Source organism: Paenibacillus sp. FSL R7-0179, from assembly GCF_038002265.1.
In the GTDB taxonomy this organism is placed as follows: Bacteria; Bacillota; Bacilli; order Paenibacillales; family Paenibacillaceae; genus Paenibacillus_AQ.
Genome location: NZ_JBBOCC010000002.1, coordinates 2011830 through 2037712, shown reverse-complemented (window position 1 = coordinate 2037712; position 25883 = coordinate 2011830). Strand labels below are relative to the sequence as shown.

30 protein-coding genes are annotated in these 25883 nt (G+C 53.1%); 4 read left to right on the top strand and 26 right to left on the bottom strand.

What is annotated here, in order from left to right; all coding sequences use genetic code 11:
* Positions 1 to 516: 516 nt before the first annotated feature.
* The 6 genes from MKX63_RS25135 to MKX63_RS25110 all read right to left on the bottom strand — a co-directional run bounded on the left by MKX63_RS25135 (position 517) and on the right by MKX63_RS25110 (position 6105).
* Positions 517 to 1098 carry a YfiT family bacillithiol transferase gene (locus MKX63_RS25135; protein ID WP_341020983.1) on the bottom strand — a complete coding sequence of 194 codons (582 nt, stop codon included), beginning with the start codon at positions 1096 to 1098 and terminating at the stop codon, positions 517 to 519.
* A complete protein-coding gene (locus MKX63_RS25130; RefSeq protein ID WP_341020981.1) occupies positions 1088 to 1774 on the bottom strand; it encodes an HAD family hydrolase in 687 nt (228 codons plus the stop codon). The genes MKX63_RS25135 and MKX63_RS25130 overlap by 11 nt, the downstream gene beginning before the upstream one ends.
* A 20-nt stretch (positions 1775 to 1794) precedes the next feature.
* Entirely contained in the window at positions 1795 to 3420 is a 1626-nt protein-coding gene (locus tag MKX63_RS25125; RefSeq protein WP_341020980.1) for a glycoside hydrolase family 9 protein, read from the bottom strand.
* Positions 3421 to 3478: 58 nt separating this feature from the next.
* A complete protein-coding gene (locus tag MKX63_RS25120; RefSeq protein WP_341020979.1) occupies positions 3479 to 4219 on the bottom strand; it encodes a GTP pyrophosphokinase in 741 nt (246 codons plus the stop codon).
* Between the two features lie 237 nt (positions 4220 to 4456).
* Complete coding sequence (locus tag MKX63_RS25115; RefSeq protein ID WP_341020977.1) at positions 4457 to 5491, bottom strand: HD-GYP domain-containing protein; 1035 nt, start codon at positions 5489 to 5491, stop codon at positions 4457 to 4459.
* Positions 5492 to 5646: 155 nt separating this feature from the next.
* Positions 5647 to 6105 (bottom strand): hypothetical protein, encoded by a 459-nt coding sequence (locus MKX63_RS25110; protein WP_341020974.1) that lies wholly within the window; start codon positions 6103 to 6105, stop codon positions 5647 to 5649.
* Between the two features lie 81 nt (positions 6106 to 6186).
* Between MKX63_RS25110 and MKX63_RS25105 the strand changes: the two genes are divergently transcribed.
* Complete coding sequence (locus tag MKX63_RS25105) at positions 6187 to 6486, top strand: Dabb family protein (protein WP_341020972.1); 300 nt, start codon at positions 6187 to 6189, stop codon at positions 6484 to 6486.
* On the opposite strand, the gene lepB is transcribed toward MKX63_RS25105, so the two are convergent.
* From lepB to MKX63_RS25060, 9 genes are read right to left on the bottom strand one after another with little or no spacing between them, the layout of a single operon-like run.
* On the bottom strand, positions 6483 to 6980 hold the full coding sequence (lepB, locus tag MKX63_RS25100) for a signal peptidase I (RefSeq protein WP_341020970.1): 498 nt from the start codon (positions 6978 to 6980) through the stop codon (positions 6483 to 6485). The genes MKX63_RS25105 and lepB overlap by 4 nt on opposite strands.
* A 25-nt stretch (positions 6981 to 7005) precedes the next feature.
* Positions 7006 to 7413, bottom strand: coding sequence for a DUF4265 domain-containing protein (locus tag MKX63_RS25095; protein WP_341023264.1), 408 nt, complete (start codon positions 7411 to 7413; stop codon positions 7006 to 7008).
* Positions 7414 to 7440: 27 nt separating this feature from the next.
* Positions 7441 to 8313 (bottom strand): SDR family oxidoreductase, encoded by an 873-nt coding sequence (locus MKX63_RS25090; RefSeq protein ID WP_341020968.1) that lies wholly within the window; start codon positions 8311 to 8313, stop codon positions 7441 to 7443.
* Positions 8314 to 8357: 44 nt separating this feature from the next.
* Positions 8358 to 9503 (bottom strand): GNAT family N-acetyltransferase, encoded by a 1146-nt coding sequence (locus MKX63_RS25085; RefSeq protein WP_341020966.1) that lies wholly within the window; start codon positions 9501 to 9503, stop codon positions 8358 to 8360.
* The gene (locus MKX63_RS25080) at positions 9500 to 10816 is read right to left on the bottom strand and encodes a F390 synthetase-related protein (protein ID WP_341020964.1); all 1317 of its coding nucleotides are present in this window, start codon (positions 10814 to 10816) and stop codon (positions 9500 to 9502) included. Before MKX63_RS25080 ends, MKX63_RS25085 begins: the two co-directional genes overlap by 4 nt.
* Positions 10813 to 11667, bottom strand: coding sequence for an MBL fold metallo-hydrolase (locus MKX63_RS25075; protein WP_341020962.1), 855 nt, complete (start codon positions 11665 to 11667; stop codon positions 10813 to 10815). Before MKX63_RS25075 ends, MKX63_RS25080 begins: the two co-directional genes overlap by 4 nt.
* Positions 11664 to 12656: an NAD-dependent epimerase/dehydratase family protein gene (locus MKX63_RS25070; RefSeq protein WP_341020960.1), complete on the bottom strand. Its 993-nt coding sequence runs from the start codon at positions 12654 to 12656 to the stop codon at positions 11664 to 11666. Before MKX63_RS25070 ends, MKX63_RS25075 begins: the two co-directional genes overlap by 4 nt.
* Complete coding sequence (locus tag MKX63_RS25065; protein ID WP_341020958.1) at positions 12653 to 13870, bottom strand: ATP-grasp domain-containing protein; 1218 nt, start codon at positions 13868 to 13870, stop codon at positions 12653 to 12655. Before MKX63_RS25065 ends, MKX63_RS25070 begins: the two co-directional genes overlap by 4 nt.
* The gene (locus MKX63_RS25060; protein ID WP_341020956.1) at positions 13860 to 14861 is read right to left on the bottom strand and encodes a beta-ketoacyl-ACP synthase III; all 1002 of its coding nucleotides are present in this window, start codon (positions 14859 to 14861) and stop codon (positions 13860 to 13862) included. The genes MKX63_RS25065 and MKX63_RS25060 overlap by 11 nt, the downstream gene beginning before the upstream one ends.
* A 300-nt stretch (positions 14862 to 15161) precedes the next feature.
* Here MKX63_RS25060 and MKX63_RS25055 point away from each other — a divergent pair, with 300 nt between their 5' ends.
* Positions 15162 to 15986: a hypothetical protein gene (locus MKX63_RS25055; protein WP_341020954.1), complete on the top strand. Its 825-nt coding sequence runs from the start codon at positions 15162 to 15164 to the stop codon at positions 15984 to 15986.
* 14 nt (positions 15987 to 16000) lie between these two features.
* On the opposite strand, the gene MKX63_RS25050 is transcribed toward MKX63_RS25055, so the two are convergent.
* The 7 genes from MKX63_RS25050 to MKX63_RS25020 all read right to left on the bottom strand — a co-directional run bounded on the left by MKX63_RS25050 (position 16001) and on the right by MKX63_RS25020 (position 21172).
* Positions 16001 to 16792 carry a lipid II flippase Amj family protein gene (locus MKX63_RS25050; RefSeq protein ID WP_341020953.1) on the bottom strand — a complete coding sequence of 264 codons (792 nt, stop codon included), beginning with the start codon at positions 16790 to 16792 and terminating at the stop codon, positions 16001 to 16003.
* Between the two features lie 120 nt (positions 16793 to 16912).
* The gene (locus MKX63_RS25045) at positions 16913 to 17293 is read right to left on the bottom strand and encodes a ribosomal maturation YjgA family protein (RefSeq protein ID WP_341020950.1); all 381 of its coding nucleotides are present in this window, start codon (positions 17291 to 17293) and stop codon (positions 16913 to 16915) included.
* A 43-nt stretch (positions 17294 to 17336) separates the two neighbouring features.
* Positions 17337 to 17813 (bottom strand): NUDIX domain-containing protein, encoded by a 477-nt coding sequence (locus MKX63_RS25040; protein ID WP_341020948.1) that lies wholly within the window; start codon positions 17811 to 17813, stop codon positions 17337 to 17339.
* 55 nt (positions 17814 to 17868) lie between these two features.
* Positions 17869 to 18330 (bottom strand): hypothetical protein, encoded by a 462-nt coding sequence (locus MKX63_RS25035; protein ID WP_341020947.1) that lies wholly within the window; start codon positions 18328 to 18330, stop codon positions 17869 to 17871.
* Between the two features lie 398 nt (positions 18331 to 18728).
* On the bottom strand, positions 18729 to 19322 hold the full coding sequence (locus MKX63_RS25030) for a putative ABC transporter permease (protein WP_341020943.1): 594 nt from the start codon (positions 19320 to 19322) through the stop codon (positions 18729 to 18731).
* Positions 19323 to 19947: 625 nt separating this feature from the next.
* Entirely contained in the window at positions 19948 to 20121 is a 174-nt protein-coding gene (locus MKX63_RS25025; RefSeq protein WP_179090391.1) for a hypothetical protein, read from the bottom strand.
* A gap of 148 nt (positions 20122 to 20269) precedes the next feature.
* A complete protein-coding gene (locus MKX63_RS25020; protein ID WP_341020941.1) occupies positions 20270 to 21172 on the bottom strand; it encodes an ArsR/SmtB family transcription factor in 903 nt (300 codons plus the stop codon).
* Between the two features lie 149 nt (positions 21173 to 21321).
* On the opposite strand from MKX63_RS25020, the gene arfA reads away from it, so the two are divergent.
* A complete protein-coding gene (arfA, locus tag MKX63_RS25015; protein ID WP_341020939.1) occupies positions 21322 to 22830 on the top strand; it encodes an arabinosylfuranosidase ArfA in 1509 nt (502 codons plus the stop codon).
* 19 nt (positions 22831 to 22849) lie between these two features.
* Here arfA and MKX63_RS25010 read toward each other — a convergent pair whose 3' ends face one another.
* From MKX63_RS25010 to MKX63_RS25000, 3 genes are all read right to left on the bottom strand, one after another.
* The gene (locus MKX63_RS25010) at positions 22850 to 23539 is read right to left on the bottom strand and encodes an LrgB family protein (protein ID WP_341020936.1); all 690 of its coding nucleotides are present in this window, start codon (positions 23537 to 23539) and stop codon (positions 22850 to 22852) included.
* Positions 23536 to 23952: a CidA/LrgA family protein gene (locus MKX63_RS25005; RefSeq protein WP_341020934.1), complete on the bottom strand. Its 417-nt coding sequence runs from the start codon at positions 23950 to 23952 to the stop codon at positions 23536 to 23538. The genes MKX63_RS25010 and MKX63_RS25005 overlap by 4 nt, the downstream gene beginning before the upstream one ends.
* Positions 23953 to 24216: 264 nt before the next feature.
* Entirely contained in the window at positions 24217 to 24903 is a 687-nt protein-coding gene (locus MKX63_RS25000; RefSeq protein ID WP_341020932.1) for an NAD(P)H-dependent oxidoreductase, read from the bottom strand.
* Between the two features lie 150 nt (positions 24904 to 25053).
* Here MKX63_RS25000 and MKX63_RS24995 point away from each other — a divergent pair, with 150 nt between their 5' ends.
* Complete coding sequence (locus MKX63_RS24995) at positions 25054 to 25440, top strand: winged helix-turn-helix transcriptional regulator (RefSeq protein WP_341020930.1); 387 nt, start codon at positions 25054 to 25056, stop codon at positions 25438 to 25440.
* A gap of 60 nt (positions 25441 to 25500) precedes the next feature.
* Here the strand turns inward: MKX63_RS24995 and MKX63_RS24990 are convergent, their stop codons facing one another.
* Positions 25501 to 25875: a YkvA family protein gene (locus MKX63_RS24990; RefSeq protein ID WP_051493493.1), complete on the bottom strand. Its 375-nt coding sequence runs from the start codon at positions 25873 to 25875 to the stop codon at positions 25501 to 25503.
* Positions 25876 to 25883: the final 8 nt, after the last annotated feature.

Sequence of the window (25883 nt, the reverse complement as noted above, 5' to 3'; positions counted from 1 at the left end):
GACGATGAATAGCTCCGCCGCACACTAAAATTGCAGCTTAAGCGGAAATGAATAGCTGGATGGGCGATTAGACAATGGATTGGCGGGCGGACGGGCGGACGAGCTGGGCTGGATGGGGCTGCAAACGTAAAAGGAGCAACGTCTCACATCCCCCGCAGCCGCCCTATGCTATTGTATGCGGTTTTCAGCATACATTTTGCCCGGAGTCCCCCTTCCTCCTGAATGTATACTGTTTTCCACATACATTTTAACCAGAGGCCCCGTATCCACCCGAATGTATGCTGTTTTCCGCATACATTCTGCCCAGAGGCCCCGTATCCACCCGAATGTATGCTGTTTTCCGCATACATTCTGCCCGGAGTCCCCCTTCCGCCCGAATGTATGCTGTTTTCCACATACATTCCAGACTCCTCGTTTACTCTTCGCGCCTCCGCACCCTTTTTCATTCCCGCACAAAATAAAAAGACGGCGGGTAAACACCCTCTCCGTCTGTTCATGGTAAAACAAAGTTATCACTTACCAGCCGCTTCGCCGGATCAATGCTGTAATCTGCGCGATATGATGGCGGCTGTGCCAGATGTACCTCTCCACTGCAGTATCCAGTGTCATCTCACCAAGACCACCGCTTATGAAGGTCCGGTCATAATCCTCAGGCTGCAAGGATTCCAGTAAGGCTGCGAATCTGCGGTTAAGCAGTCCGATGAGCTGGAGTGAGGATTCCACCGGCTCGTTGGAAGAATCGCTCAGTTCTGCCCACAGATCCTGTCTGTAGCTTGGAACGAGCGGCGCTTCCTCCGTCAGCCCCCGCTTGAAGCGGAGGTATGCATACATCCCCGTATCGGCGAGATGGTGCACGACCTGAATCACAGTCCAGCCGCCCGGCCGGTAAGGGGTCTGCTGCTGTTCAACCGTTAACGGCTCTACTGCTGCCCGCAGCTCCTCTGCCAACTGCCTAAAGACGGCAACGGATGCTTCCCGCACTTCTGCTGTCCGGTTCCCCTTAGCGGCGAATCTTCCAATCGGGTATTTTAACAACTCCAGTTCCTGCTCTTCCACATTGTCGTTCATTTCGCTCACAGCTCCTTTGTTATTGTTCATTGGATATCAGCCCATGGGCCTCTTCCAGTGTTCCCGCTGTAACATCAGGCTTGACTTCAAGCTCCCAGGACTGACCGTTCCGGTTGAGCCAACAGGACTTGATTCCGGCTCTGGCTGCTCCGAGGATATCTGACGCCGAGTCTCCAATATGGATAATTTGCTCCGGCTCCACCCCATAATGAGCTATCACCTCAGTGAACATACGGTTATGCGTGTCATTCTTATACGACTGATAAGTCTCCGAGGTGAACAGCGATATAGGATAATTCCGGTAGAACTCAGGGAGCATAAGATCATCTGTATCACTTACAATACATACCTGATAATCCCGGCATATGCGGTGTAAGAAGGCCTCAGTGTCATCATACATTTCCGACAGCCTGTGCTGGGTAAAGAGGTTATCCACTGCCCGCTCGCAATCGTAATCCAAGCCGGACTCCTGGAATACGTCCTGAAATCCTCTGTAATAGATCTCCCTGCTGCTGATAAAAGTACCCGCCTCCCGGGCTTCGCAGGCTGCGGCATAATAACGGCTCAGCAATTGCTTACCGAGCTGCAGTGCCTTTTCTTCACTGAACTTCTGCTGGAGAATCGGCCTCCAGACTTCTGCCCGCCTGCTCTCAATATTCACCAGGGTCTGGAACATATCCAGACTAATCACTTTGAATGACTGCATGGGCCCGTCTCCTTAACTGATCAGCAATTGAATCTCGCCGTCACGAACAATGCCGGTGAATTCCAGTAGATCGTCACCTCATTCGTGGAATAACTGTCCTCGTGATCTGCGTAGCACTGGGCTGCGGGTTTGCGCCGCAAATGCTTCTTCACATATTTATCATGCAGCCTCCGGTCCGGACCGCCAACCACCAGGCCCGGAACCGGCTCAAGCACATGATCGCCTACAGACGGGCGGTGATGGGGATGCATGACCGCATGTTCGCCGAAGCCGCTCACATAGCTGATCCCCAGCACATTGCGGCCCAGCAAGTAATGCAGGTGATCTAGAGCACAAGCTGCATATTCCTGTACCCCGCTGAAATGTTCCGCTGCCAGCAGCAGCATGGCATGGTTCATGACCAGCATATTGCTGCCCCAGATATAATCCTGCTCCAGCAGCGAGATTCTGTAGCCGTCATGACGGCTCTGCCGCAGCAGGCGGTCTGCTTCTGCCAGCAAGCCCTCCCTAAGCTCTGCATAGAGAGATGGCTCCGTGCCTGCTTCCCCTATGAGCAGATAAGCCAGTGTGCCATAGCCGCCCATATCCCCCCAGCCGAAGCTGTATTTGGGGAACGGCAGCTTGGCAAGCTCAAGAGCTGCACTATGGAGCTGTTCATCTCCCGTCGTGCGGAATAGCTCCGCCGCTGCCCAGAAGCGCTCGTCACTGTCTACCTTATCGCCATATTCCCCCGTGGTAATCCCGCGCGGATTGGTGAAGCCCGGCACATGCGGATGCACAGTCAGCCAGCTCCAGGCAGCCCGCGCGGCTTCCAGGCACCGCGCCGCATATGCTTCATCGAACGGCTTGTAGATCCGCGCCGCCATAGCCATCACACCGGCGAAATCCCCGGTAGCAGCCGCAGAGACCGGCGAGAAATACAGCTCCGCCGTATCCTCCTCCGGCATCACATCAAGGCCGGGGAAATGCGCTGTGGTCAGCTTGTGGTAGACCCCGCCGCTGCCGGACTCTTGCATTTTGAATAGCCAGTCCAGCTCAACAGTGCATTCCAGCAGGACATCCGGCAGGCTGCCGTCACTCTCTGGAAGTGTATGTACACCAGCAAACGCCGCAGGATACAGCTCCCAGGCCAGAAGAAGATCCGCTACGGCCTTCGCACCAGGCCCGGAGTATTTTCCATAGTCTCCTGCATCATGCCATCCTCCGCTGCTGTCCAGTCTCAACCCGGGCTGGCCGATGACTGTACCTTCTGCCAGATGGCAGGCCTTATGCCCCCAGGCTCCCGCATACTCTCCTTCAAGTTCCAGGCCGCAGCGGTAGTAATAGAAGGCTTTCAGCAATCCCCGCTGCAGCTCCTGATACGGCTTGTCTGCAACAACAAATGCAGCGGAGTGTTCCCCCTCCGCCCCCTCGATCCGGTACTTCCCGGGTAAGGTAAGCGCCGAGAAATCTCCGCTGCGCACACGGCAGCCGCTGGGCTTATCCTTAATATTAGCCCCCGTCTGTCCGGTGAATACCACATCCCCACTTCCTGTGTCAATTATATGGTAACGCAGGGTGTTCCCGGAGAACAGAGCCAGCTTATCTCCTCCGCTTGAATAACCCGCCTGGTTCACTGCAATGGTACAAAGACGCTTGTCACTCATCCTGTAGTCGCTCCCTTGATAACTCCTGTATGTATATGTCTTTCTGTCAAAGCATCCTCTATTCCTTCAACAGCTTAACAAAGTTATCAGGCAGACTGAACTGCTGATTGTTAAGGATCATATCCCGCAACTCGGAGAATGGATCTTCGTCCTCCTGCGAATCCTTGATTTCCTTAATTTCACGGTGCAGCCGCTCCATCTGCAGATCGAGTTCATACGCCTTGTCAGCCGCATTCTTAAGTTCACGGGTCAAGTTCTCTGGAACCGCCTGGCTGTATTTATAGAAAATTTTATGCTCCAGACTGGCCCAGAAATCCATAGCTATCGTGCGGATCTGTACCTCAACACAGACATGCTCCTGACAGTCCGACATGAATACGGGAACCTCGATCAGCAGATGCAGACTCTGATAACCGTTCGGCTTCGGGTTTTTAATATAATCCTTCACCTCAAGCACCTTGAGATCGTCCTGCTTCTGCAGCATGGCGCTAACCTGATAAATATCTGAAATGAACGAAAAGGTGATCCGCAGCCCGGCGATGTCCTTGATACTGGCTCTGATCTGTGGGAGGGACAGCTCACTGTTCTTGCGCAGCATTTTCTTCATAATGCTCTCCGGGGATTTGATCCGGGACTTGGTATGCTCAATCGGACTATAGTCGTGAAGAAGCTGGAATTCCTCTTTCAGAATATCAATCTTGGTCTCCATCTCGGCAAGAGCGAATTTGTAAATCATCATAAAGCGGGTAAGCTCGTATTTGAGCTGCTTCAATTTCTCTAACTGGTTGTCGATATGCATCTTCATTTCTCCTTTATGCTGCTGTACAATGACTAGAATCACTATGCAACTCTTCCATCTCTCATTAATCATAGCCAATCTATGGCGTGAATACAAACCTTCCTCCGGTCACCTGGGTTCCTGCGCGCAACCTCCTTTCCTCTCTCTGCACACGAAAAAAAGCCAAACTGTCCAGAAGGACAGTCCGGCCGTTCATTAGAAGAGGACGCTGCGGACAGTGTCTCTTCATCCGGTTATTCAGCTCACCACTTCATCGATGGACAGGCTGCGTTCACGCGACAGGTCGCGGAAGCCCTCGCCCACTTTTACCAGCGGCTTAAAGAGGTCCAGCGGATTATTCATGACGATCATACCCACTTCGCCGTTGCTGAGCTGTACATTCTTGCCCACAAAGCTCGGCAGTAAATGTCCGGTCAATGCCTGCACTACCGTCTCGTTCAGCTTGCCGAAGCCCATCTCATGCACCTTGCGCAGCACCGTAACCAGCCCCTGCTTGGGACGGTTCGCAGTAGAAGTGGTCAGCGACATATAGATGTTGGCTACCGAAACAATCTGGGCGTACGGATGAATCTCTTTTTTGAGCAGCTGATTTGGATAGCCTGAGCCATCCTCGTACTCATGATGCTGGAGAGCTACCAGCGCGGTAACCTCGTCCATTTTGGAGCCGCGGATCAGATCATAACCATAGAAGGTATGGCGTGCCAGCTCCTCCTTCTCGGAGTCCGTCAGCAGACCCTGCTTGTTCAGGATCGACAGGGGCACCTGGCTTTTGCCGATGTCATGCAGATAGCCCGCACGGCTGATCTGGTAACGCTCCTCCTTGGAGTAACCCATCCACGCAGCAATATAATAGGATAATAAGCCCACCTGTAATGAGTGGTGATATGTATCGATGTCATCCCGGTCAAGCAGAAGGAGCAGGGAGACAACATCCTTTTGACCTTCCAAGGTCTCCAGAAGCGGCTTCAGTGTATCATCGACTACAGACTGCGAGAAGCTGCCCTTCGTCAAGGCTTCCAGAAAAATCGCTTCATAATTCAAAATAGCGAGATCAAAATCATCATGCAGCCCGTGGCTGGGTGCAGTTTCCTCACCCGTATGCAGCCCGCTGCGCGGCTCGATATCGACATAATCAATTTTGTGCCGGATCAGGATACTAATCTCTTCCCGCTCCACACGCGTCCCCTTGGGGAGAACGTGCAGCCCTACACCATTGAAAGTGTCTGCCATGAGACAATCACCGTGCTTCAGATCCGTGACATGTACTTTCAAGTACCAGCACCCCTTTTGTATGATTAGGAATATTCCGTTATGCTCCACTTGATCATAGTCAACAGACGGTAAAGTAACAATCCGGTGAAAGTCACAAACTCCAAACAATCTAGTTCTCTAGAATCCCTGTCTTTAGACGCCTTTCCATATTCTGTTCAGAGCCATCTGACAAATCTCTTGTACTTTAGCCTAATTTCGTTCTCTTCCGCCCAGTTCATTAGTCTCTTCCTTGCCGCTGCCGTGTCATCTGTGAACCTGAAGCAGAGATTAACCGGGACAATCCGTTTGCCTGCAGGCAATATTCCTACTATCGGACCATCTATGTAAATGACCTTGATCCCTGACGCAGAGATACGGTTTTTGCGAATAATAAGCGAATCCGTCTCCCACTGAAGAAGGCCTTCTTTCCGCAGCGCGTTGATAATAATGAAGAGGCAGGCTGCGATGCTTAGTCCAATCCATACCAGTCTGATGTAGTATAAATAGAAATGTCTATCCGGGTCGATGTTAGGGGGCAGTGTCAGAATAATTATGGGAATCAGCACACCTATCAAGACTCTAACAGGGTTAGGCGCCTTGACCCGGTCGGTTATGGCCAGGAAATCTCCGGTCAACGTATTCAACCTCCATCTGTCCAATTTGTAGTATAATCTCTAATGCAGTCCAACACTTTGTCCAAGGGGGATTTATCCAATATGTATGAACATCTCGTCATCTTCCGCTTCAATGAGCATTTCGATAAAGGTCAGGAGCAAGCCCTGTTACAAGCACTTCTGGCGCTGAAAAAGCAAATCCCCGGTATCATTGACCTTACAGCAGGCGTTAATGTGACCGAGGAGCAGCAGAATGTCCACGGCTATACGCTGGGGCTCCGCGTGACCTTTGAGAGTCAGGAAGCCCTGCGTGAGTATGGGCCTCACCCGGCCCATCAGAAGTTCGTGTCGATGCTGGAGGGAATGCTGGATAACGTAGTGGTGGTCGACTACCCGATTTAGAATAACTGGTTCACATCAAACAGTACTTTTCCGATCAGCGCATCCTTGTCTACGAACGGAGTCTCCCATAAGTGAGCGTCATAGCTGACGTTACGGTTGTCGCCCAGGAAAAAATAATGGTCTGCGGGAACGGTGACCGGCCCGAAGGTATAGGTCATCTTCTCCTGCAGGTATGGCTCATCGACCGCCTCATGGTTACGGTATAAGGTTCCATCCCTGATCTCAATCACATCGCCCGGCAGTCCGATCAGCCGTTTTACATATCTTTTCTGCGCATCTTCGGCAACCGGCGGATGGAACACCACGATATCGCCATGCTTCAGCGAGGTATTCCAGAGCATTTTGTCCACCACAAGCCGGTCGTTAATCGCTATAGTCGGAATCATCGAACCGGTAGGCACACGCATTGCTTCCGCTACATAGGTACGGATAAATAAGGATAGAATAATGCCAATGGCAATACTCGGCACCCACTGCTTCAAGAATTTCTTCAACTTCCTTCACCTCAGATTCGTATAATTAACCTTCAAAATGCTTGATAATCCGCGACATTTCCAGCTCTGCGTCTACTAGAGAGTGCTTAGGGAGATAAATCACCAGCAATCCGCCGAAGATCTGCTCCCATCTGCCCCCGTGCTCTGTCACCCGCTCCGTGAAGCTGCGGATCTCGCCGGAAGCCGCCGCCTCTTTGCTGAGCAGCCAGGCATACCGGACAAGTCCGGACTTCTTCACCGTCTCAATGTAATACGCGATCCCCTCACGCTCACTGACCCGGATAATATCGCCAAGCGCAATCCCCGGGTTAAAAATCGGTGTCTCCTCAATCCGGTAGGTGTCCTTGTCGACCCGGGTCACATCCAGCACCTCAATCTCCCGGCCTTGCTCATCAAAGCATATATGTAATCCAACCGTTCCCGGCAAAAGCATCCACCCCAATTCTGTTCTGTCATACTATCACTTCATCGACCGCAGTGATTTGGAGATGATGCTCTCCAGCACCTTCCAGGGAAGCAGGGCCTTGGCGATCATCAGCACCCGCGAGCCCCGGCCTACAGGATAGCGCAGCTTCGGTGCACGTTTCGCAGTGATCCGTCCTATCAGGTCAGCTACCTCCTGCGGATCGGGAGCTGTCTCGGACGCCCGCCGGGAGTACCGCAGTACTTCCTCAAGCCTGGTGTGATACGGGGAGCTTTCATTTCTGTGCATGCCCGTAATCCCTTTGTCCCAGATGGGGGTACGGAAGGAGCCCGGTTCAACCAGTACAACGCGGACGCCAAAAGAGAGCATCTCCTGGCGCAGACTCTCGCTGAATCCCTCCACCGCAAACTTGGAGGCGGCATAGGGACCATAGCCCGGGAATCCGCTCAGGCCGCTGACACTGCTCACGTTAATAATCAGGCCGCTGCGCTGGACCCGCATCAGGGGAAGCACTGCCTTTGTTACGGCAATCAGGCCGAAAAAGTTGGTCTCCAGCTGCCCTCGCCATGCCTCCATACTCACCTCTTCCACGAATCCGCCTACGGCAAAGCCGGCGTTGTTCACCAGCACATCAATTCTCCCGGCAAGCTCAAGACTAGCCTGAACGGCCGACGCAATCGAAGCTTCGTCCGTGACATCCAGTGCCAGCAGATGAATACGCTCCCGCACACCTGCTTGCTCAGCCTGCTGAACAAGCTCTTTGCTGCGGCCGATATCCCGCATGGTGGCAATGACCCGATACCCTCTGCGGGCCAGCGTAATTGCCGTCAGCAGCCCGAACCCGCTGGAGGTTCCGGTAATCAGTGCCACCGGTTCATGCCCATGGGGCTGGCCTACATTAGTGTTCATGGGGCACCTTCTTTCATTATTAAGTAAAGTATACAGAATCCGGCCTACAGCTTCAGCTTCTGAATAAGCGGCATGCCGATCCGCCGGAGCAGCAGCTCCAGGATGGACCAGCCGCAGCGGTTCAGCAGCGAGGTCCCCCGATCATGCACCGCCGAATATTCAGTGGCTCCAGCCGCTCCCCGGTTGCGCTTGAACTGGCCGACGCCGGAGCTCTCATGCAGTAATAATTCTCTGCTGCCCGCAAGCCCGATCAGCACAGCGGACAGCATACGGTAGAGTCCTAAAGACTGAGGCAGACTTGTGTCATAACCGAACAATAGCGCAGTCATCGCGCCCTCCCGCTCATAGAAGCCCAGCACCGCATCCAGCCTTCCCTCCTTGCGCAGACCGTAGATCTGCAAGGTCCGCCGTTCCAGCGCTAGGGCAATATAGGCTTCGGTGAACTGCGGATTATAGGCCGAATATTTATCAATATACAGCAGTCTGTACAGCTCCACGATCCGGGGAATGTCTTCCTGTGTGATCTCCTCCGGGCCAACCTCGGTATAGCCATGCTTCGCCAGCAGATTCCTGTCGCGTTTGACCAGCCATCTGGCCTTGGAGCCGGAGGTATTCGGATGCAGCAGGTAGATCTGCCGGCTTGGAACCAGCTTGCAGCCATATCCCTGCAGTCTGGCAATGAGTTCTCCCGAGGTCTCCCGGCTAAGCGAACGATAGATTAACGTATAACCGGGATAAATCTGGCGGAGATAATCAAGTATCGCCGTCATCTGTTCCTCACTTAAGGCAGGATACAGATTGGTGGACAGCAGCCAGTTATTCACCTGAACCACCCGGTTGAACCGTGCTTGCCGCAGCATCCAGCCCACTCCTGTGAGCATTAGCGACAATAAGCCCTCTAGCATCCGGTTATTGAGCAGGGCCAGCTCCTCACGCGCATAGCTAACATAGTGGGTATAGGGCGAGCATACATACGAATTGTCATAGTCTGCTTCATTGACGGTAATCGGAACCGGCAGCCCATCGATGGTCAGCACCTTAACAGTTGTACTCACATTGGCGATAAAAGGTTGCGCTCCCCGCTCCAGCAGCGGTGTAAGATACTCCCGGGCATACCGCCCATACTCCGTATCCGGCCAGTCCAACTCCTGAGCAGATTCACGGTCATACTGCGTTACCCGGTTCTTCACGGCTTCCAGCTCCTCTCCACCCGGCGCAGCTTCACAGTTCCGGGCACGAAATTGTAGGCGGTAAAAGTCAGCTGCGGAGGGATACAGGACAGCCTCGCGAACAAGCGCGTCAGCTCTGTTGTAATCTGCTGCTCTGTGCCATGATCGGTGCCGGTTCGTGTACGATAGGAGATTTCCAGCTCAGTGAGGCTGTGCTGGATGACCCTGTAATGCTCAATGTCTGCGGAAGCCGCCAACACGGCCCGGGTAACGAAATCAGGGAATACCGTAACGTGCGTGCTCTCTGCCGCATGGGGCAGATACAGAATATCGTCACAGCGTCCTTCGATCCGCTCAATGGCCGTGAACAGCGAACCACAGGGACACGGCTCTGCCGCTTCGGTCAGAATATCATTCAGCCGGTAGCGGACGATGGGCTGCACACTTCTGGAGAAATCGGTCACGATGGGCACGAACCGGCGTGATTGTTCATCCAGCATTTCTTTACCGATATGTACAATATCTTCATTGAGGTGCAGCGTCCCGTGACTACAGGTAGCCCCGAGGAAGCCCTCGGTACACTGATAGGCCTGATGGACCTTCTGCCCGAAGGTCTGCTCAATCTGCTGCCGGTCAAGCGGGTCCAGCACTTCCGCAACCGCAATGATCCGGCGGGGATGCAGCTTCATCTCACCTGATTGCTGTGCCTCAGCCAGCAGTCGCAGCATGGACGGCGGTGCAATCCAGATATCCGGCTGGTACTCCTTCATTCGGTTCAAGAGCCGGGGAAGCGGCTCCAGCAGATCGAAATACCGGAACTGCAGCCGTCCTTGCTTCACAGATTCATACAAATTACTGTTTGCCCGCAGGAAAAAAGCAATTCTCGCCCGCTTCCACAGTCCACCCGGCAAAAGCTTCGCGAGCACCGTACCGGTCCAGGCAGCCTGCTCTTCCTCTCCAACAAGAAAAATACCCCGGTTGCCGGAGGTTCCCGAGGATAACCCGACGGTGACGCCTTGCAGCGTAGGCTTGAAGTTCCTGCTGTTCTCCGCTTCATAGGCCTCGGCAAAGGCCTGCTCCTTCGTAATGCCAACTGTGTTGAGCTGATCGAAATTCTCCATCATCTCCTGCTTCCCGATCACGGGGAAGCTCCGCCAATCCTTGGACGGAATGCCTGCCCACAGCTCCCTGTAGAACTTCGAGCCCTGCCTCACCTTATCTGCATGGAGCCGGATACGCTTCTCCTGCCACTGCTCGAGCGCTGCCCGGTTCTTCCAGTGTCTGCCCCACTTAGTGAGAATATAATGGGTGATCACCAGTCTAATGCGCTTCATGTCACACTTTCTGTTCCCCAGTGCGCAAGCGCCTCGCGGCAATGGCTGGGCACAATCCGCAGCAGGGGAAATTGTTCATGCAGCTGACGCAGCCGCTCGAAATTGCGGTGGTATTCTGTCCGGCTGGACATGATCAGGCCTGCTGCCGGGTGCGGCTTACGGTTCTCCCGAAACGCCCGGCTCGACCAGACCGTATCTGCGCAGAACAGATAATCATGCTCGCCGGTAGAGACGAATACGCCGATCATTCCGGCGGCATGGCCCGACAGCTCAACCGCCAGCAGGCTGCCGTCTCCAAGCAGATCATAGGCTTCCGAGAACGGAAGGCCTTGCGGCAGCGCACGCTTCGCCGAGGTTTCGTCCACAGGGATAGAGCGTAATCTGAAATCCTCCGGCAGCAGCCCAGGCAGGAATCCCGCCTTCGTAGCCCGCACAGGACCCAGCCCGCATACGGCATCGTAAGATTTCTGCAAATAAATATACTGTGCCTGCGGAAAATCCCGTACCCCGCCGATATGGTCGGCATGAAAATGCGACAGCACCACATACCGCACCTCCTCCGGCGAGATCCCGCCTGCCTGCAACTGCCGCACTGCACTCTCTTCCTCCTTGTAGACAACCGGAGTAATCTTGCGGTATAGGGAGGCTGGCAGACTCGCTGTCTCTTGGAAGAAACGCGCGCTGTAGCCTGTATCGAACAGGATGGGTCCGTATTCCGGATGCCGGATCAGGGCATAACCTGCCGGGAAGGCAACCGGCTTCAGTGTGCCTCCGCGCAGCGTCAGCCGCTCGGGATGCAGGCAATAGCCCGCAGACAATATAGATAATCCAACTGGAATTTCTGTAATCATTGCTGTTCCCTCCACCATTCTGCAAAGGCACGAAGTCCCTCGTCTGTTGTTATACGCGGTTGATAACCCAGTTGCTTGCGGGCCAGTGTAATATCCAGTGTCTGGGAGATACCGAGTGCGGCTGCAGAATAACGGGTCAGCAGCGGCTCCCCCGGGATAGGCAGCACCTTGTAAATCCCCTCCATTAGAGCCGCTGCGGTATAAGCTACCGGGTAGGGCAGACGCCGGGTGCGCAGCGGAAGCCCCAGCAGTGAGAATAGCCGGGTGACCAGCTCTTCGAACCTTAGCGGCTCACCATTGGTGATGTTGTAGACGCTGCCGGAAGCAGAGACCGGGGCTTCACAGCAGAGCAGCATGGCATCGACTACATTATCTACGCATGTGAGATCAAGCCGCGCCGCGCCGCCATTCATCAGCGGCACCCCCTTGCTCTCATTCGCTGCCAGCAGCCGGGGAAACAAGGCGTTGTCCATCGGGCCGAATATGGCTCTGGGCCGGAGCATGAAGGCAGTAAGTCCTTCACCCGAAGCCTGCCGGACTACCTGCTCGGCAATCAGCTTCGTTGCGGCATAAGCATTGGCCGGCCGCCCGGGAAGCGGATCACTCTCCCGGATGCCGAAGCGGGGCCGCTGGCTGGAATATACACTGGGCGTGGAGATATGAACAAGCCTTCCTACGCCATGCCGCTTGCACCCCTCAACTATATGGCTTGTAGCCTCCACATTGCATGTATAGAACTCCTTGTACTTCCCCCAAGGTGAGGACAAGGCTGCACAATGGAAGACAATATCCATTTTCCGGCAAAAGCTATAGGCAGTTTCCGGGTCACGCAGATCCCCGGCCAGGAACACTGCCCCTTCCTGCTCCAGCTGCTTCCCCTGCTCCGGGTTGCGTCCCTGCGCGTAGACCTCCCAGCCCATCCGGGCCAGCCTCCGGACGGTATGCCGTCCGAGAAATCCGGTTGCACCTGTTACCAGCGCTTTGGTCATGCCTCACCATTCCATTCTATATCTTCAGTTAACGCCTCTGTGATCGAGATGCGGTGACGCCTGGCTGTCTTCCAGGCGGCGTATACTATGCGGAACTGCTCGCGGGCAGGGCGGCGGTCATCCTTGCGGTAGACCACATCTGCTGCTCCAAACAGCGCCCGCCGCCAGCTGCGGAATCCTCCGTGGCCCGGCTTCAGCACGCAGCCCAGCATAGGCAGTGTCAGCATAGCTGTGCGGGCTGAACGTGGAACAATAATTGTTCCGCTCTGCACGAGCAGACCGGGATTCAGCAGCGCCTCCGTCAGCCCTTCCTCCGGCGTGAACAGATGAATACCGCTTGTTGCGCGCGGATTGCATTCAATCGGATACAACATGTCGTTCTCCGGTTCGATGAAATCGAATCCGATCTGGCCGCTGAAGCCGGTTGCTGCGGCGAACCGCTGGACCCATTCCAGAGCCGCAGGATGCTCCAGCGGTTCAAAATACACGCTGGCCCCACTGCGCCCCGTCCTGTACCTGCTGTCATACGCAGCATGCGCCACAACTATGCCTTCGTGAAGTATGCTGTACGTACAAACCGCTCTGCCCTGAATGTACTCCTGGGACACCCAGGGAGCCTCGGCCGATAGTCCGGCTGGTGGATCTATTTCTCGCGGAACGCGGCTACGCGGATTAGTTGGAGCGGGTCTTTTATCCGGGAGAATGACCTTCGAGGCAAAGCGGGAATATGCAGGCTTATAGACCCGCTGTTCCCCGCTCTCTGCTGCCTGCTTCACAGCTCTCCGCCATTCTTCCCCACTGCTGATCAGCACCGTGTCCGGGACCTTGAATCCAAGTGAACGGAGCAGGACCATGAACTCCCCTTTATGGTGCAGCCCGGCTAGAATCCTCCGGTCTGACGTAAGTACGCGGCACCCCGTTAGATGCTCAAGACCGGCAGAGACATAGAAAATCTCCTCACAGGTCGGAATCAAACAGTGAATGCCTAGCTCTTGCGTTAACGCAGCCAGCCGCTGGATATAGGCCTGCGGCTGATATCTTGGAGCAGGCACCTGGAAGCTGGCCTCGACGGCAGAGGATACCCGGCACAAATGATACTCAGCACTTTCCGCCACGTATACCCGGTGGCCCGCCGCCTTGAATAGCCTTGCCAGCTCCAGGGCAACCGGAGCGCGTCCGCCGGTAATCAGAATACGCCGGGCCTCAGTACTCAATAATCATGCCTCCCAGAGACAGCCCTGCCGCTGTGCCGATCAGCATGATCCGGTCTCCGCGCGATATCCGGCCCTTACGGATCGCTTCATGCAGCCCCATCGGGATGGATGCTGCAATCGTATTGCCATGGCCTTCGGTATTGTCGAGGAAGCGGTCCTCGGCAATGCCCAGCTTTTTACGCAGGAGACGCATGGCCATTGCACTGCCCTGATGGGGAATGACCAGCTTGAAGTCGTCCATCTTATTGCCTGTGGCGCCCAGCATGTCAGCAATGAAATCGGGAAGCAGCTTGGACGCCTTGCGGAATATAGCCTGTCCATCCATATGGAACAGATAGGGCAGTGCATCCTCTGCTGTATAATTCTGGGGATGCAACCTTGTCCCGCCCCCGGCAATCTCCGAATAACGCGCACCGCTGCTGTAGGTTTTGAGCGAAGCATGGAGTATACACGAGAAATCCCCGGTCTCCGCAGGCCCGATCACCACTGCCGCTGCTCCGTCACCGAACAGGGCTGAGCTCTCCTTGTCCTGCCAGTTCAGCCCTACCGATGCAATCTCAGTAGCCACCAGCAGCACATTCTTATATCTCCCCGCTTCCACCATATAGGACATCACATCAAGCCCTACAAGAAAGCTGAGACAAGTCGCATCAATATCAAAAGCCGGCACACCGGAATCCGCCTGACCCATGGCCTGCTGAATGAACACGGCGGTACTCGGCAGCGGCTGCTCCTTGGTTCCGCTCGTACACACCAGACAATCGACCTCACTGAAGCTGAGGCCTGCGTCGGCGAGGGCTGCTTCAGCGGCTCTTGCTCCCATGTAGGAGGCGGTTTCATCGGTTCCCACATAATGACGGGTGCCGACGCCGGTGATTTTGTTCACCCAGCCCGGTGTTGTGCCAAGGATCTTATCAAGCTCTGCATCACTGACTACACGCTCCGGCAAATATTTGCCTGTTCCTTTTATTTTCACATGTCTAAGTTGCATAATGCATCTCCTATTCGTGTGAGTACCAAGATGTCGAACTTTATATATTATTGTAAACTACAGATATATTCTACTAGATTTTCCGGCAGAGTCATATACAAAAAGAAGATAAATATCCCATTTCGCGAACCTACGTTCCTAAAAACACTTGACTATGCAGCTTCACCGGGGTTATAGTAAATGCACAGGTAACACACATTAAGCGGGAGAAGCACCTCGCAGGACAGGCAGTTCATGCCTTTCTTGGAGGTGCTTCTTTGTGTCTATTGCCAAAATGAACAATCAGAGGAGCTGAAGGCAATGTTTAAATTCACGGACTTCACGAATTGGCAAGGTGAGGGAGCTGTTACTCCTTTGTCGCAGAGAACTGTACGAAGAGTGGCTGTGCTGTTGATCATCCTGTCATTGTGGGCCTATCCCTTGTCTAGTGTCTCTGCGGATTCCGGGTGGGATGCTGCGCTGGACGAGATTCATAATCTGTACACAGACTATACCGGTCTACAGGCATCGCTGAAGTCTGACCTTCAGCGGAATCAGGAATTGCGCAAGCAGAATAACACTGCCCTTGCCGCCGTGAACAAGCAGCTTCAAGCCACTAATGCTGCACAGCTCGCCAAGCTTAAGACTGCCTCGGAAGCGGTTCAGAAGAAGTATGCTCCGCTCCTGGACCAGTACGCTGCTCTCAACAAACAGATCACCGCTGCCCGTAAGGCAAGCAATCTGAAGAGTGCCACTGTGCTAGAGCTGAAGCGCAATAAGCTGAAGGCTGCCGCTGCCGCAGCACGGGCTGAAGTGAAGAAGGCAACCACAGCCTTGGCAGAAGCCAAAGCGTTAACTGCAGCGAAGAACAAACCGGTTAAGGATGCCCTTGCTCCGATCTCCCTGCTCAAGAAGCAGATCGCCGCCCAGAACAAGCTATTCTCAGCCGCACAATCAGAGAGAACCGAGGCCGACAAGCGCTACAAAGCCGCTGTCCAGGCGGGGGACGCCACCCAGGCTGCGGCTGCAATGAAGCTGTCTTATAACCGGATGAAGGAGATCCGTACTATGGCCGCACAGTTATATGGCTGGGAGCAACAGATCAGCACGGCGCTACGTGCCGCAGAGCTGAAGCTGCCGAAGTAGCTTATTTATGAAGGTCAGAGCAGCTTCACCAGCCAGGTGATGATGAAGGCACCGGGTACCAGCAAGGCTTGGCCGAGCAGAGATCCCAGGAAGCGCGAGCCCATCAGAAGTACATAGATCTTCCCGAGCTGGTCCCGGTACTCCGCATTCTCCGTTGCCTTGTGCGTAATGATTCCCAGCTGCGGATCGATGAACACTGTCAGCAGTATCGTTGCTATCCCGTTAATCAGGCCCGATGCCTGGGAAGCAGTGGTGCTGAACGCCGGCAACAGCTTGGCCGCATACATCGAGGATAATACGCCTACCGTGTAGAAGGCCGTCACGAAGACATTCATCACGATGAAGCGTTTGGGAATGCCAAGATAACGGAAGCTGCTGAGCCTGACCTTCGGTCTGCGGATATATTTGCGCGTATTCTTGAGCTGGCTGACCGTTACACTCGTCAGAAGCTTGGGGATGGAGCCTTCGATCTCCAGCTTGGAGATCACTCTTGTGAACAGTCCTACGAAGGTCGGAAACAACGCAATGGCGATCAATGTCCCCAGTGAAGATGCCAGCATAATAATCCGCAAATAGTTGAGCAGCGGGAAGCTGTCGTCAGCTTTGGCATAATCTACGAACTTCGCTGTTAAGGGGCCTTGTACCATATTTGCGGTTCTGGAGACCAGTACAATAATTCCGGTCAGGGATAATGCGATAGCGATCTTGTTCAGCTTCACTCCGGCAAAACGCACCGAATACGACAAGGTCTCCGTCGTATGAATAATCAGAGTCAACAGACATACCACCAATAAACTGTTCGTCATTTACAGTTACTCATCTCCATATTAAGCAGCGTTCGGCAGATGACCGGCATTCGTATTCCATATTATTACAGACCGGATCGCCTCACTTAATATATATTCTTCTTCCTATATGATCCAGAATCAATTTTGTAAGATTTGGTCAACCGTCCAGCAGAACAGGATTCCGGCAGTATACCGGACCAGATCAATCCACAGGAAGCCGTGACCGAGAATTAGGCTGCCAAGGGTTGTAGCACGCACATGCAGAATCCACTCTGCCTGATAGAGCTGGCTGAACTCAATTCCGAAGCTGAAGCACAGGCTAAGGACAAGCGAAATCCATAGCGGATGCCGGACCAGCAACACCCGGGAAGCAAGGTAGATCATTCCTGCCCAAATTGCATCCCCAAAGTGCTCGCTGACAAAGTGCGGCAGCGAGTTCCCGTATGCCCTGGTCCCAAGACCCAGTACAATGGCTAGCAGTACTGCGCCGCAGTAGATCATTCTTGATCGTAAATTCAAAATCCGCAATCGTAACTACTCCTTCATTAATGAAATACAATCTTCAATCCCATATAACCTTCCTGGGCGCAGCACCATCCCGCACGAACAGCTTGGGGGGGTAAGGGATTGTTAGCCCGGGCAGTTCGTCTTCCTTGAAGAATCTCAGCTCCTCCGCCTCCCCGTCCAGACTCCTGAGCTGTCCTTTAACAATGACACACTCAAATACAATAACCGTGTACTCTACCTGATCCCCATTACTATATTCATATCTGAATTTCTCACCGCCGAATACGCCGATAATCTGTTCAGGCGTTACCATTAAGCCGGTCTCTTCGAACACCTCTCTGCGCAGTGCCCTGGACGGGGTCTCTCCAGGTTCAACCGCTCCGGCAGGCAGACCCCATAACGTTTCATCCTTTTTGCGGATCAGCAGAATCCGATCCTGTTCATCTCTTACCACAGCCGCTACAGACGGTATCATTAACAGCCCGCTGCCGGCCTTCCCGCGCAGCTCCCGGTAATACTCAGACATTGACATGAAGCTTCCTCCTGACTTGAATCCAATTAGTCCCTATATCATTCTTAATTCCAGCCTACAGCTCATCCTTGCGGAAAGAAACCGGATAAACCTCGAAATCATCCGGCTGATTCTCACAATCCGTCAGCTCTACCCTATAGTATTCTTCAGTCTCAGCAAGCCGGATCTCCCTGCACACATATTCAATCTTCCCGCTGTCTCCTGCCCAGTCCCGGCTATTGTCCACCGTCCAGTGCAGTACCCTGCCATCGTTGTAGAAATCATGAATATACGGCCCGCTGTCAACACCCCATTGAAGCATAGTGAGGTTATCTCCCTTGCCTTCCTTAAATCTATGTATCATTTCTGTAATTCTGTCCAAATCCAGCTGATCAAAATGCGTAATCAAGTCCCGCTGGTCCCTGACCAGAGGAACCGGCTTGTTGAATTCCCATACCAGCAATAGTGAGAGTCCCGCAATAAGTAGCGTTTCAAGAATAATAATAACCCGACTGTATTTGCTGAAAAAGTTCTTCATGCGCCCTCCCGCTCCACGGTTTATGAATTAACCGGGTTAGCACTATATTTGACATGGTTGTATGATATTCCTTGTCTGGCGTACAATTGTTATATAAGTGCAAATTATAATAAGGAGAGGTCACAATGGATGATATACTCCACTCCAGCAAAGAGATGATAATCACAAAACCCACTAAAGTCATAGTTCCGGCCGATGTTGATAAGGATTTCATGGATTGTCTTTCCGATGTTATACAAGAATATGGTCAAACTCTAAAAGGATTAAAGGATCGATAAATAAATCTGTTATTGAACAAAACGGTTATATAACGTAAAATATCTCCAGCCATAAGGCGGAGATATTTTGGGCTATTCGGGTTATTTTGTTTTTTTGTATTCACATTCGTCACTGATTCCTTAGCCCTCACCAAGCTCCGGTGGCTCCAGCACTTGCATCAATTGCATCAGTTGCAGCCCGCGGCGGCGGGTGTGGAACGTCCACAGCAGATCCGCCGTGAATAGCAGCAGGGCGATGGGCAGCACTAGTATCCATACCCGTTCCAAATACAGGTAGAGGAAGTTTACCAGCGGTTGCAGGCCATAGAAGCAAAGTAGTGACAGTCCCCACCAATACAGCGAGAATTTCAGGCAGATGTGCCCTTGAAGCTGAAACGGCATCCCTGAATAATCCCACCACTGTCTACGAAAGATCCCCTTAAGCAGCCAGCCGCTGACAAATTCAACCGCCGAAGGGATAATCAGCGCAAGCAGCAGGAATAACGGAAAGGAAAGCCTAATTTCATGTGCTGCCAGTAGCAGCAACGGTGCGCAGCCATACATGGGCTTGAATGGCCCTTTGAGGAAGCCTTCTTTCCGAAAAGTCCCAGTGCTATAGAGGTTATAGCTGCCTTCAAGGACCCATCCCAGGAACGAATATACAGTGAAATAGAACAGATAGGGGCTTACCGCAGCCACTATACTGTAACTTTGCTGTAAAAGTAACGGTGTCATCGTAGTTATTCGAGCCTCCGGTCCCAATTATTTTCCAATTGGAGCTAGTATGTCTCCGAGCACCGGACATTATGACGGGAATATCTGGCGGGTCTGCACATGGCTGCGGGCCTTTAGCTTCCTCGAACACATTGACCAAACGCTTGAACAATGTTGGTTCTCTACTCATCGGCAAATCCAAATTGTATTCGGTTTTTCGAATACATTTGGACCTTTCGCCTAAACCCCAACGATTGTATTCGGTTTTTGGCATACATTTGGACCCTTTCGCCTACACGCCAGCAATTGTGTTCGTTTTTTCGCATACATTTGCCGATTAACCTTCTCACCAATACAATGTGTTCAGTTTTTCGCATACATTTGAATCATTAGCTACGCGCCAGCTCATTGCTCGATTGTCTTCGGTTTTTCGCATACACTCCAGACCTCCTCTCCTTATTTACTCCGTTGGTCTGGAACCGTTGAAAGCTGGTGATTCCTAAATCAGAAAAAAGACTGCTCCGTGAGGAACAGTCTGCTATTTGCATTTGCCTTATGCCTTGCTTCTTATACCTTATTCTTCCTTAAGACGGGGCAGCATGTCTTATACCTTATGCCTTAGTCTTACACCCTAATCCCCCATCCCCTAATTCTTAGGCAGCGGGTCAGGATGGGCGGTTTCAGCCGGTTTGGCTTCCCAATCATCGGCTTCCGGTTCAATGTCCACACCATTCTCCATCTTTTTGCGTTCTGCGAGTGAATCCCCGTCTTTATTCTCTTTGTTGCGGATGTCTGCTTCATTACCGGAATGATCTGACATGTGAATTCCTCCTTGTATGCAAGCTGTGCGCGATTTGAACTACGTAGTTATAGTTACCCGCGGACCCCTTTTGCAAACATCCCATTTGAACAAAGCTGCGTATTCCTTATCTTGGCCGTTCACTTGCCATTCGGCGGACAGGTCCCGCTTACTCATAATACACACGAAACACAATATCCTGCTCATAATTCCCGAAGCCGCGCCCGAATAACGTTAAGCCGCCCCGCCTTCGGGTGGTGTCTTCCGCCGTGAACCTGAAGCTCCACTGATCCTGCTGCCAGCCCACCTGATCAATGGTAACTGCCGATATCTGCTGGCCGTCTATATAAGTTCCCCCTGCATTAATTCTAAGTACCTTCAGCAGCCCATACTGGTTCACATCCGATTTCCACCAGGCAGGGGTCAGCCGGCCTCTCATTACGCCGAAGTCACCGGGACTGGTCCATTTGCCAAGCGAAATGCCATTCATCATAAAAGAGATATCCGAAGGCCACTTCTCGTTCACACTCGGCGCCTCCGAGCCGATCTCCATGGATATCTCAATTTCCTGCACCGTCTGATCCATGAACAGATAATTCGGAACCTTATATTCCGCGTAGCCTTTGGCGAACCAGAGAATGCCGGCATCTACCCGCTGCGGGTCCAGGAAATAACGCGGGTCGTCATAATACCCGATCAGCTTCTCAGTGGTAGCAATGCCGCAGGTCGGTGAGGCTTCAAGGTCGGTGTAATGCCCGACAGGGACAGAGACCTCGACCACCTTGCGGGCGATTCCTTTGGCCCCGGATAATTTAATCTGCAAGAAATTCGCAGAAAGTGAGCAGAATTTATAAGTCCCCCCATCGATCCGCTTCATCTGGGAGCTGACGATGCCCGCCTTCTGCAGCTTCGCTACATGCGAGCTGACAATGGCGCTGCTGAGATACAACCGGGCTGCAATCTCCTTAATATGCATCTCTTCACTGCTGAGCAGATCGATGATCCGCAGCCGCACTTCGCTGGCAAGTGCTTCATAGACCTTCAGCGATTCAGAATCTGTGGTTAAATACATTGGTGACCCTCCGCGCTCTTTGAATTAGTTATTATATTAATCCTGAAATTAGTTATTGCTTAGTATACCCCGTAATTCGTATCATGTAATCATAAACAGGCTTGAACGATTAACCATTTCATTAATCTAACACAAAGGAGCTTCTAACTATGAGCATTCAATCCAAGATGATTGTCGACAAAGACTTCAAGCTGGCCGAGGTAGATCCAAGGCTGTACGGTTCCTTCATTGAACATTTGGGCCGGGCCGTGTATGGCGGAATCTATGAGCCGGGACACCCTACCGCTGATGCGAACGGATTCCGCGGTGATGCGCTGGAGGCCATTAAGGCACTACGCGTACCAATCATCCGTTATCCGGGAGGCAACTTCGTATCCGGCTATAACTGGGAAGACGGCGTCGGCCCCAAGGAGGAACGGAAGCGCTCTCTTGAACTTGCCTGGTGGGTTACAGAGACTAACCAGGTAGGCACGAATGAATTCGCCGATTGGGCCAAGCTGGCCGGTTCCGAAGTAATGATGGCAGTAAATCTCGGCACCCGGGGAATCGACGCTGCAAGGAATCTGGTCGAGTACTGCAACCATCCCTCCGGCTCTTACTGGAGTGACCTGCGGATCTCCCATGGCTACAAGGCTCCGCACAATTTCCGCACCTGGTGTCTGGGTAATGAGATGGACGGTCCATGGCAGATCGGAGCCAAGACTGCGGTCGAATACGGAAGGCTCGCTAATGAGACCGCCAAAGCGATGCGCTGGGTGGACCCTTCCCTGGAGCTTGTCGCCTGCGGCAGCTCAGGCAGCAACATGAGTACTTTTGCCGAATGGGAAGCTACAGTTCTGGATCTCACCTACGATAATGTTGATTTCCTCTCACTGCACACCTACTACAATAACAATGATGGAGATACAGCGAACTTCCTGGCTCAATCGCTCGATATGGATCAGTTCATCGACAGCGTAGCAGCAGTATGTGATTATATCAAGGCTAAGAAGAAAAGCAAGAAAAAGATTTACCTGTCACTCGATGAATGGAATGTGTGGAAGTCGCAGGGCTCTAGCCGTGCTGAGCAGCACTGGCAGATTGCACCGCCTGAATTCGAGGATGTCTATACCCTGGAGGATGCGCTGGTGGTGGGCTGCTGCCTGATTAGCCTGCTCAAGCATGCAGACCGGGTCAAAATGGCTTGTATCGCACAGCTCATTAATGTCATTGCACCGATTATGACGGAGGACGGAGGTCCGCTGTGGCTGCAGACCACTTATTATCCTTACATGCATGCCTCCATCTACGGCCGGGGGACGGTGCTTCACCCGCTGATTACAAGTGCGAAATATGACTCCAAGGATTTCACCGACGTTCCTTATCTGGAAGCGGTCAGTGTATATAATGAGGAGCTAAGCGAGGTTACTGTGTTTGCAGTGAACCGCCATCTGAGCGAAGGCATGGAGCTGGCGGTTGATCTGCGGAGCTTCGGCGCTGTAGAGGTTATTCAGCACACGGTTCTTGAGCATGAGGATCTTCAGGCGGCCAATACCCGCTCCAACCCGTCGAATGTGCTTCCGCACAACCGGGGAACGGCAGCCGCAGACGGCGGCCGGGTGAGTGCAATGCTTCCGGCCGCTTCCTGGAATGTGATCCGGCTGCGCGTGAACGGCTGATTACTGAAAGTCTCTAAGCTTAATGGTACATGATCCAGGCGACTAGCGGTCCGGCAATGGAGCCGACAATAGCGCATACGGTCATGGCTACAGAGCTCATGGAGACTGACTCCTCGCCGTATTCCAGCGCTTTGGCAGTGCCGAGGGCATGGGAAGCTGTGCCCAGGCCAATGCCGATCCCAGACTCGCTGCGGATTCTGAACAGCTTGATTATATAGGGGCCGCCGATTGCTCCGGTAAAGCCGGCAACCATCACAAAGACGGAGGTCAGCGATGAATCTCCGCCGAGATTGCTGGAGATCTGGATTGCTACAGCGGTGGTAATCGACTTGGGCAGAATAGACAGCACATACAGCTTGGAGAAGCCGAGTCCGGCTGCCATCAGCAGTCCGCTGAACATTCCGACCATAAGTCCGGTGACCGTTCCGCCGAGAATGGCGGGGAGATTCTTCCACAGCACATGCCGCTGCTTGTATAAGGGATAGGCCAGCGATACTACCGCGGGTCCCAGCAGGCGGTTAATCCAGTCGCCGCCAATCATATAAGTCTCATAAGAGATATGGAAGCCCATCAGCAGCACGACCACTGTAAATGTTGCGGTCAGTGCAGGCAGCAGAACCGGAAGACGGTAGCGTTTGTACAGCATGGACATGACCAGATAGATCACTACGTTCATCAGCACGAAGCCGGCAGCCAGCAGAATTCTCATGCTTCCTTCCCCTTCCCGTGGAGATTACGGGCACGGTACGTCCGGCGTGTTAACCGTTTGACGCTGCGGGCGGCAATCCACTGGCTGGAATGTGCCGTGACCACCATGGTCAGCACACTGCTGATGACAAGAATGCCGATCAGGAGCAGCCCTCTTCCGCTGAAAATATCCAGATGGTTCATAATGCCTGCGGTAGCCGGGATGAAGAACATGGGCAGATACGCCAGGATAAAGGACGAGCCGTTCTCGATCAGCTTCACCGGCACAATCTTCAGCAGCAGGAGAACGAACAGCAGCAACAGTCCCACGATACTGCCTGGAATCGGCAAATGAAGCAGCTCTTGCAAATAGTCTCCGGCCAGGAAGAACACATACAGCAAGCAGACGTCGGCGATAATGCGGATGATTTTCATAATGCAGGAATCCCTTCAATCTTGAAATGACGATCTTAAGCGGCCGCTTACGGGCAGCAGGTTGACCTCCTAAGAGTAGCAGAATTTTCAGTAAATTTTCAATAAGTTTTCGACTCTTCTATGTACTTTCATTACGGTAGACGCGGAAGCAGGAACTGCCGCAGGTTCTCCAGATTGCAAAAAGAAACGGGTGCTGCCTTGAGGGCTGCACCCGTTTCTTTTTAGATTCTCAGCAGGTTCTCCTGTCCGTTGACGACGCCGCCCTTAGATCCACTCTATCACCCGGGAAGCGGGCCGCCGGGTCTTGACACGCGGCTCACTGGTACGGTAGCCGAAGGCTACCATGCAGGCCAGCCCGAAATGTTCAGGGTCCATAATCCCCTCATCGGCCAGAAGCTGTTCCATCTTCTGCTTATCAAAGCCTTCAATCGGACAGGAATCGATGCCGATCAGCGCGGCTGCAGTCATCATATTGCCAAGGGGCAGATACGTCTGGCGCGCACCCCACTCGAAGATCGCACGCTCATTGCCAGCCAGGCCGAAATCGTTTTTCAGAAATGCGCCATACACCCGCTGCTTGCCCTCTGCAATCTCAACCGGCAGCTTCTGTACCTCCGACATCATACTCTGAATATATTCTGAGTCGGCTGCCAGGTCACGCGGCTGTCTTGCGAGAATAAGCACGAAATGGCTTGCGGTCGGCAGCTGCTTCTGGGCGCCCCAGGCGTAGGGCAGCAGCTTCTGCCGGAGCTCCGGGTTCTGGACAACTACAAACTTCCAGGGCTCGAAGCCGAACGAACTCGGTGACAGGCGTCCAGTCTCCAGAATGAAGCCGAAATCCTCTCCGCTGATCTTCCTGCTGCTGTCGAATTCTTTGGTCGCATGTCTGTACTCATAGGCCGCCAAAATCTGCTCTTTCGTCATTTCAGTTGCTGTGCTTGTGTTCTCCATCCTCCATACTCCCTTTCTGTGTACCGTTCATGATAAGGAATTGACGTTTTCCTGTTCCTATGCCTATAGTAATGGATAGACAACACATTTAGAAGTACGCACATTTTTGTGATGTAGTATACAAAATGATACTAAGGAGCGTGTTCAGTGATGCGCGACCGTAAAGGCGGTTTCGGCACCTGCCCGGATGGCACTGCTTATGCTTGTCCTGTAGAATTCACCCTCGATGTCATCGGCGGTAAATGGAAGGGGGTACTCTTGTACCATATGATGGATTCCACAGTCCGGTTCAATGAATTCCGCCGCATCTGCCCCGGCATCACCCAGCGCATGCTGACCCTGCAGCTCCGCGAGCTGGAGGAGGATGGCGTCGTTCACCGTGAGGTCTATCATCAGGTGCCGCCGAAGGTCGAATACTCCTTGACCGAATTCGGCCGGTCTCTGATTCCGATTATCAAGCTGATGAGAGATTGGGGTCTGGAGTATCAGGCGAAGCAGCAGACTTCAGAGGGTTCGGCTATAGACACCGGAGTGTAGCGGGGTATGCAGAATAGGGATGCAGCCACCCGCTGCATCCCTTCACTGTCTTCCAGTCAATTATGAATCCTCGAAAAACTCCTCAGCCTTCTGCTTATGCTCCTCCTTGACCTGTCCGGCAATGGCCCGGATGCCCGCCGCCATGACGGCAGCATCGTCTGTGAAGCCCAGACCGATCAGCGCATCGGGAATGGCATCGATCGGGGAAATGAAATAAGCCAGCGCTCCAAAGGCAATCCCTTTCGCCCATAGCGGTGTTTTGGCATCCATAGCACAGTAGTACATGGCGATCGCTTCTCTGGTGAAGGGGATTTTACCGGCGGCTTTCCTGGTTTTGCTCCAGAAGCTCTTTTTCACAAGCTCCTCATTCTTCTTGTCATACTCAAAGCTCTCCACCAGTACTCCCGCCGGCAGCTTACCCGTCTGATTGTCCATCCGTAGTT

Coding starts and splice junctions, on each gene's coding strand:
- MKX63_RS25025 (WP_179090391.1), bottom strand. CDS start 20,121: ATGTCAGATCATTCCGGTAATGAAGCAGACATCCGCAACAAAGAGAAT.
- MKX63_RS25135 (WP_341020983.1), bottom strand. CDS start 1,098: ATGAACAATAACAAAGGAGCTGTGAGCGAAATGAACGACAATGTGGAA.
- MKX63_RS25075 (WP_341020962.1), bottom strand. CDS start 11,667: ATGATTACAGAAATTCCAGTTGGATTATCTATATTGTCTGCGGGCTAT.
- MKX63_RS25130 (WP_341020981.1), bottom strand. CDS start 1,774: ATGCAGTCATTCAAAGTGATTAGTCTGGATATGTTCCAGACCCTGGTG.
- MKX63_RS25060 (WP_341020956.1), bottom strand. CDS start 14,861: ATGCAACTTAGACATGTGAAAATAAAAGGAACAGGCAAATATTTGCCG.
- MKX63_RS25000 (WP_341020932.1), bottom strand. CDS start 24,903: ATGGAGAACACAAGCACAGCAACTGAAATGACGAAAGAGCAGATTTTG.
- MKX63_RS25090 (WP_341020968.1), bottom strand. CDS start 8,313: ATGAACACTAATGTAGGCCAGCCCCATGGGCATGAACCGGTGGCACTG.
- MKX63_RS25055 (WP_341020954.1), top strand. CDS start 15,162: ATGTTTAAATTCACGGACTTCACGAATTGGCAAGGTGAGGGAGCTGTT.
- MKX63_RS24990 (WP_051493493.1), bottom strand. CDS start 25,875: ATGGACAATCAGACGGGTAAGCTGCCGGCGGGAGTACTGGTGGAGAGC.
- MKX63_RS25105 (WP_341020972.1), top strand. CDS start 6,187: ATGTATGAACATCTCGTCATCTTCCGCTTCAATGAGCATTTCGATAAA.
- MKX63_RS25120 (WP_341020979.1), bottom strand. CDS start 4,219: ATGCATATCGACAACCAGTTAGAGAAATTGAAGCAGCTCAAATACGAG.
- MKX63_RS25070 (WP_341020960.1), bottom strand. CDS start 12,656: ATGACCAAAGCGCTGGTAACAGGTGCAACCGGATTTCTCGGACGGCAT.
- MKX63_RS25005 (WP_341020934.1), bottom strand. CDS start 23,952: ATGAAAATCATCCGCATTATCGCCGACGTCTGCTTGCTGTATGTGTTC.
- MKX63_RS25125 (WP_341020980.1), bottom strand. CDS start 3,420: ATGAGTGACAAGCGTCTTTGTACCATTGCAGTGAACCAGGCGGGTTAT.
- MKX63_RS25010 (WP_341020936.1), bottom strand. CDS start 23,539: ATGAGAATTCTGCTGGCTGCCGGCTTCGTGCTGATGAACGTAGTGATC.
- MKX63_RS24995 (WP_341020930.1), top strand. CDS start 25,054: ATGCGCGACCGTAAAGGCGGTTTCGGCACCTGCCCGGATGGCACTGCT.
- MKX63_RS25020 (WP_341020941.1), bottom strand. CDS start 21,172: ATGTATTTAACCACAGATTCTGAATCGCTGAAGGTCTATGAAGCACTT.
- MKX63_RS25030 (WP_341020943.1), bottom strand. CDS start 19,322: ATGACACCGTTACTTTTACAGCAAAGTTACAGTATAGTGGCTGCGGTA.
- MKX63_RS25040 (WP_341020948.1), bottom strand. CDS start 17,813: ATGTCAATGTCTGAGTATTACCGGGAGCTGCGCGGGAAGGCCGGCAGC.
- MKX63_RS25035 (WP_341020947.1), bottom strand. CDS start 18,330: ATGAAGAACTTTTTCAGCAAATACAGTCGGGTTATTATTATTCTTGAA.
- arfA (WP_341020939.1), top strand. CDS start 21,322: ATGAGCATTCAATCCAAGATGATTGTCGACAAAGACTTCAAGCTGGCC.
- MKX63_RS25080 (WP_341020964.1), bottom strand. CDS start 10,816: ATGAAGCGCATTAGACTGGTGATCACCCATTATATTCTCACTAAGTGG.
- MKX63_RS25095 (WP_341023264.1), bottom strand. CDS start 7,413: ATGCTTTTGCCGGGAACGGTTGGATTACATATATGCTTTGATGAGCAA.
- MKX63_RS25050 (WP_341020953.1), bottom strand. CDS start 16,792: ATGACGAACAGTTTATTGGTGGTATGTCTGTTGACTCTGATTATTCAT.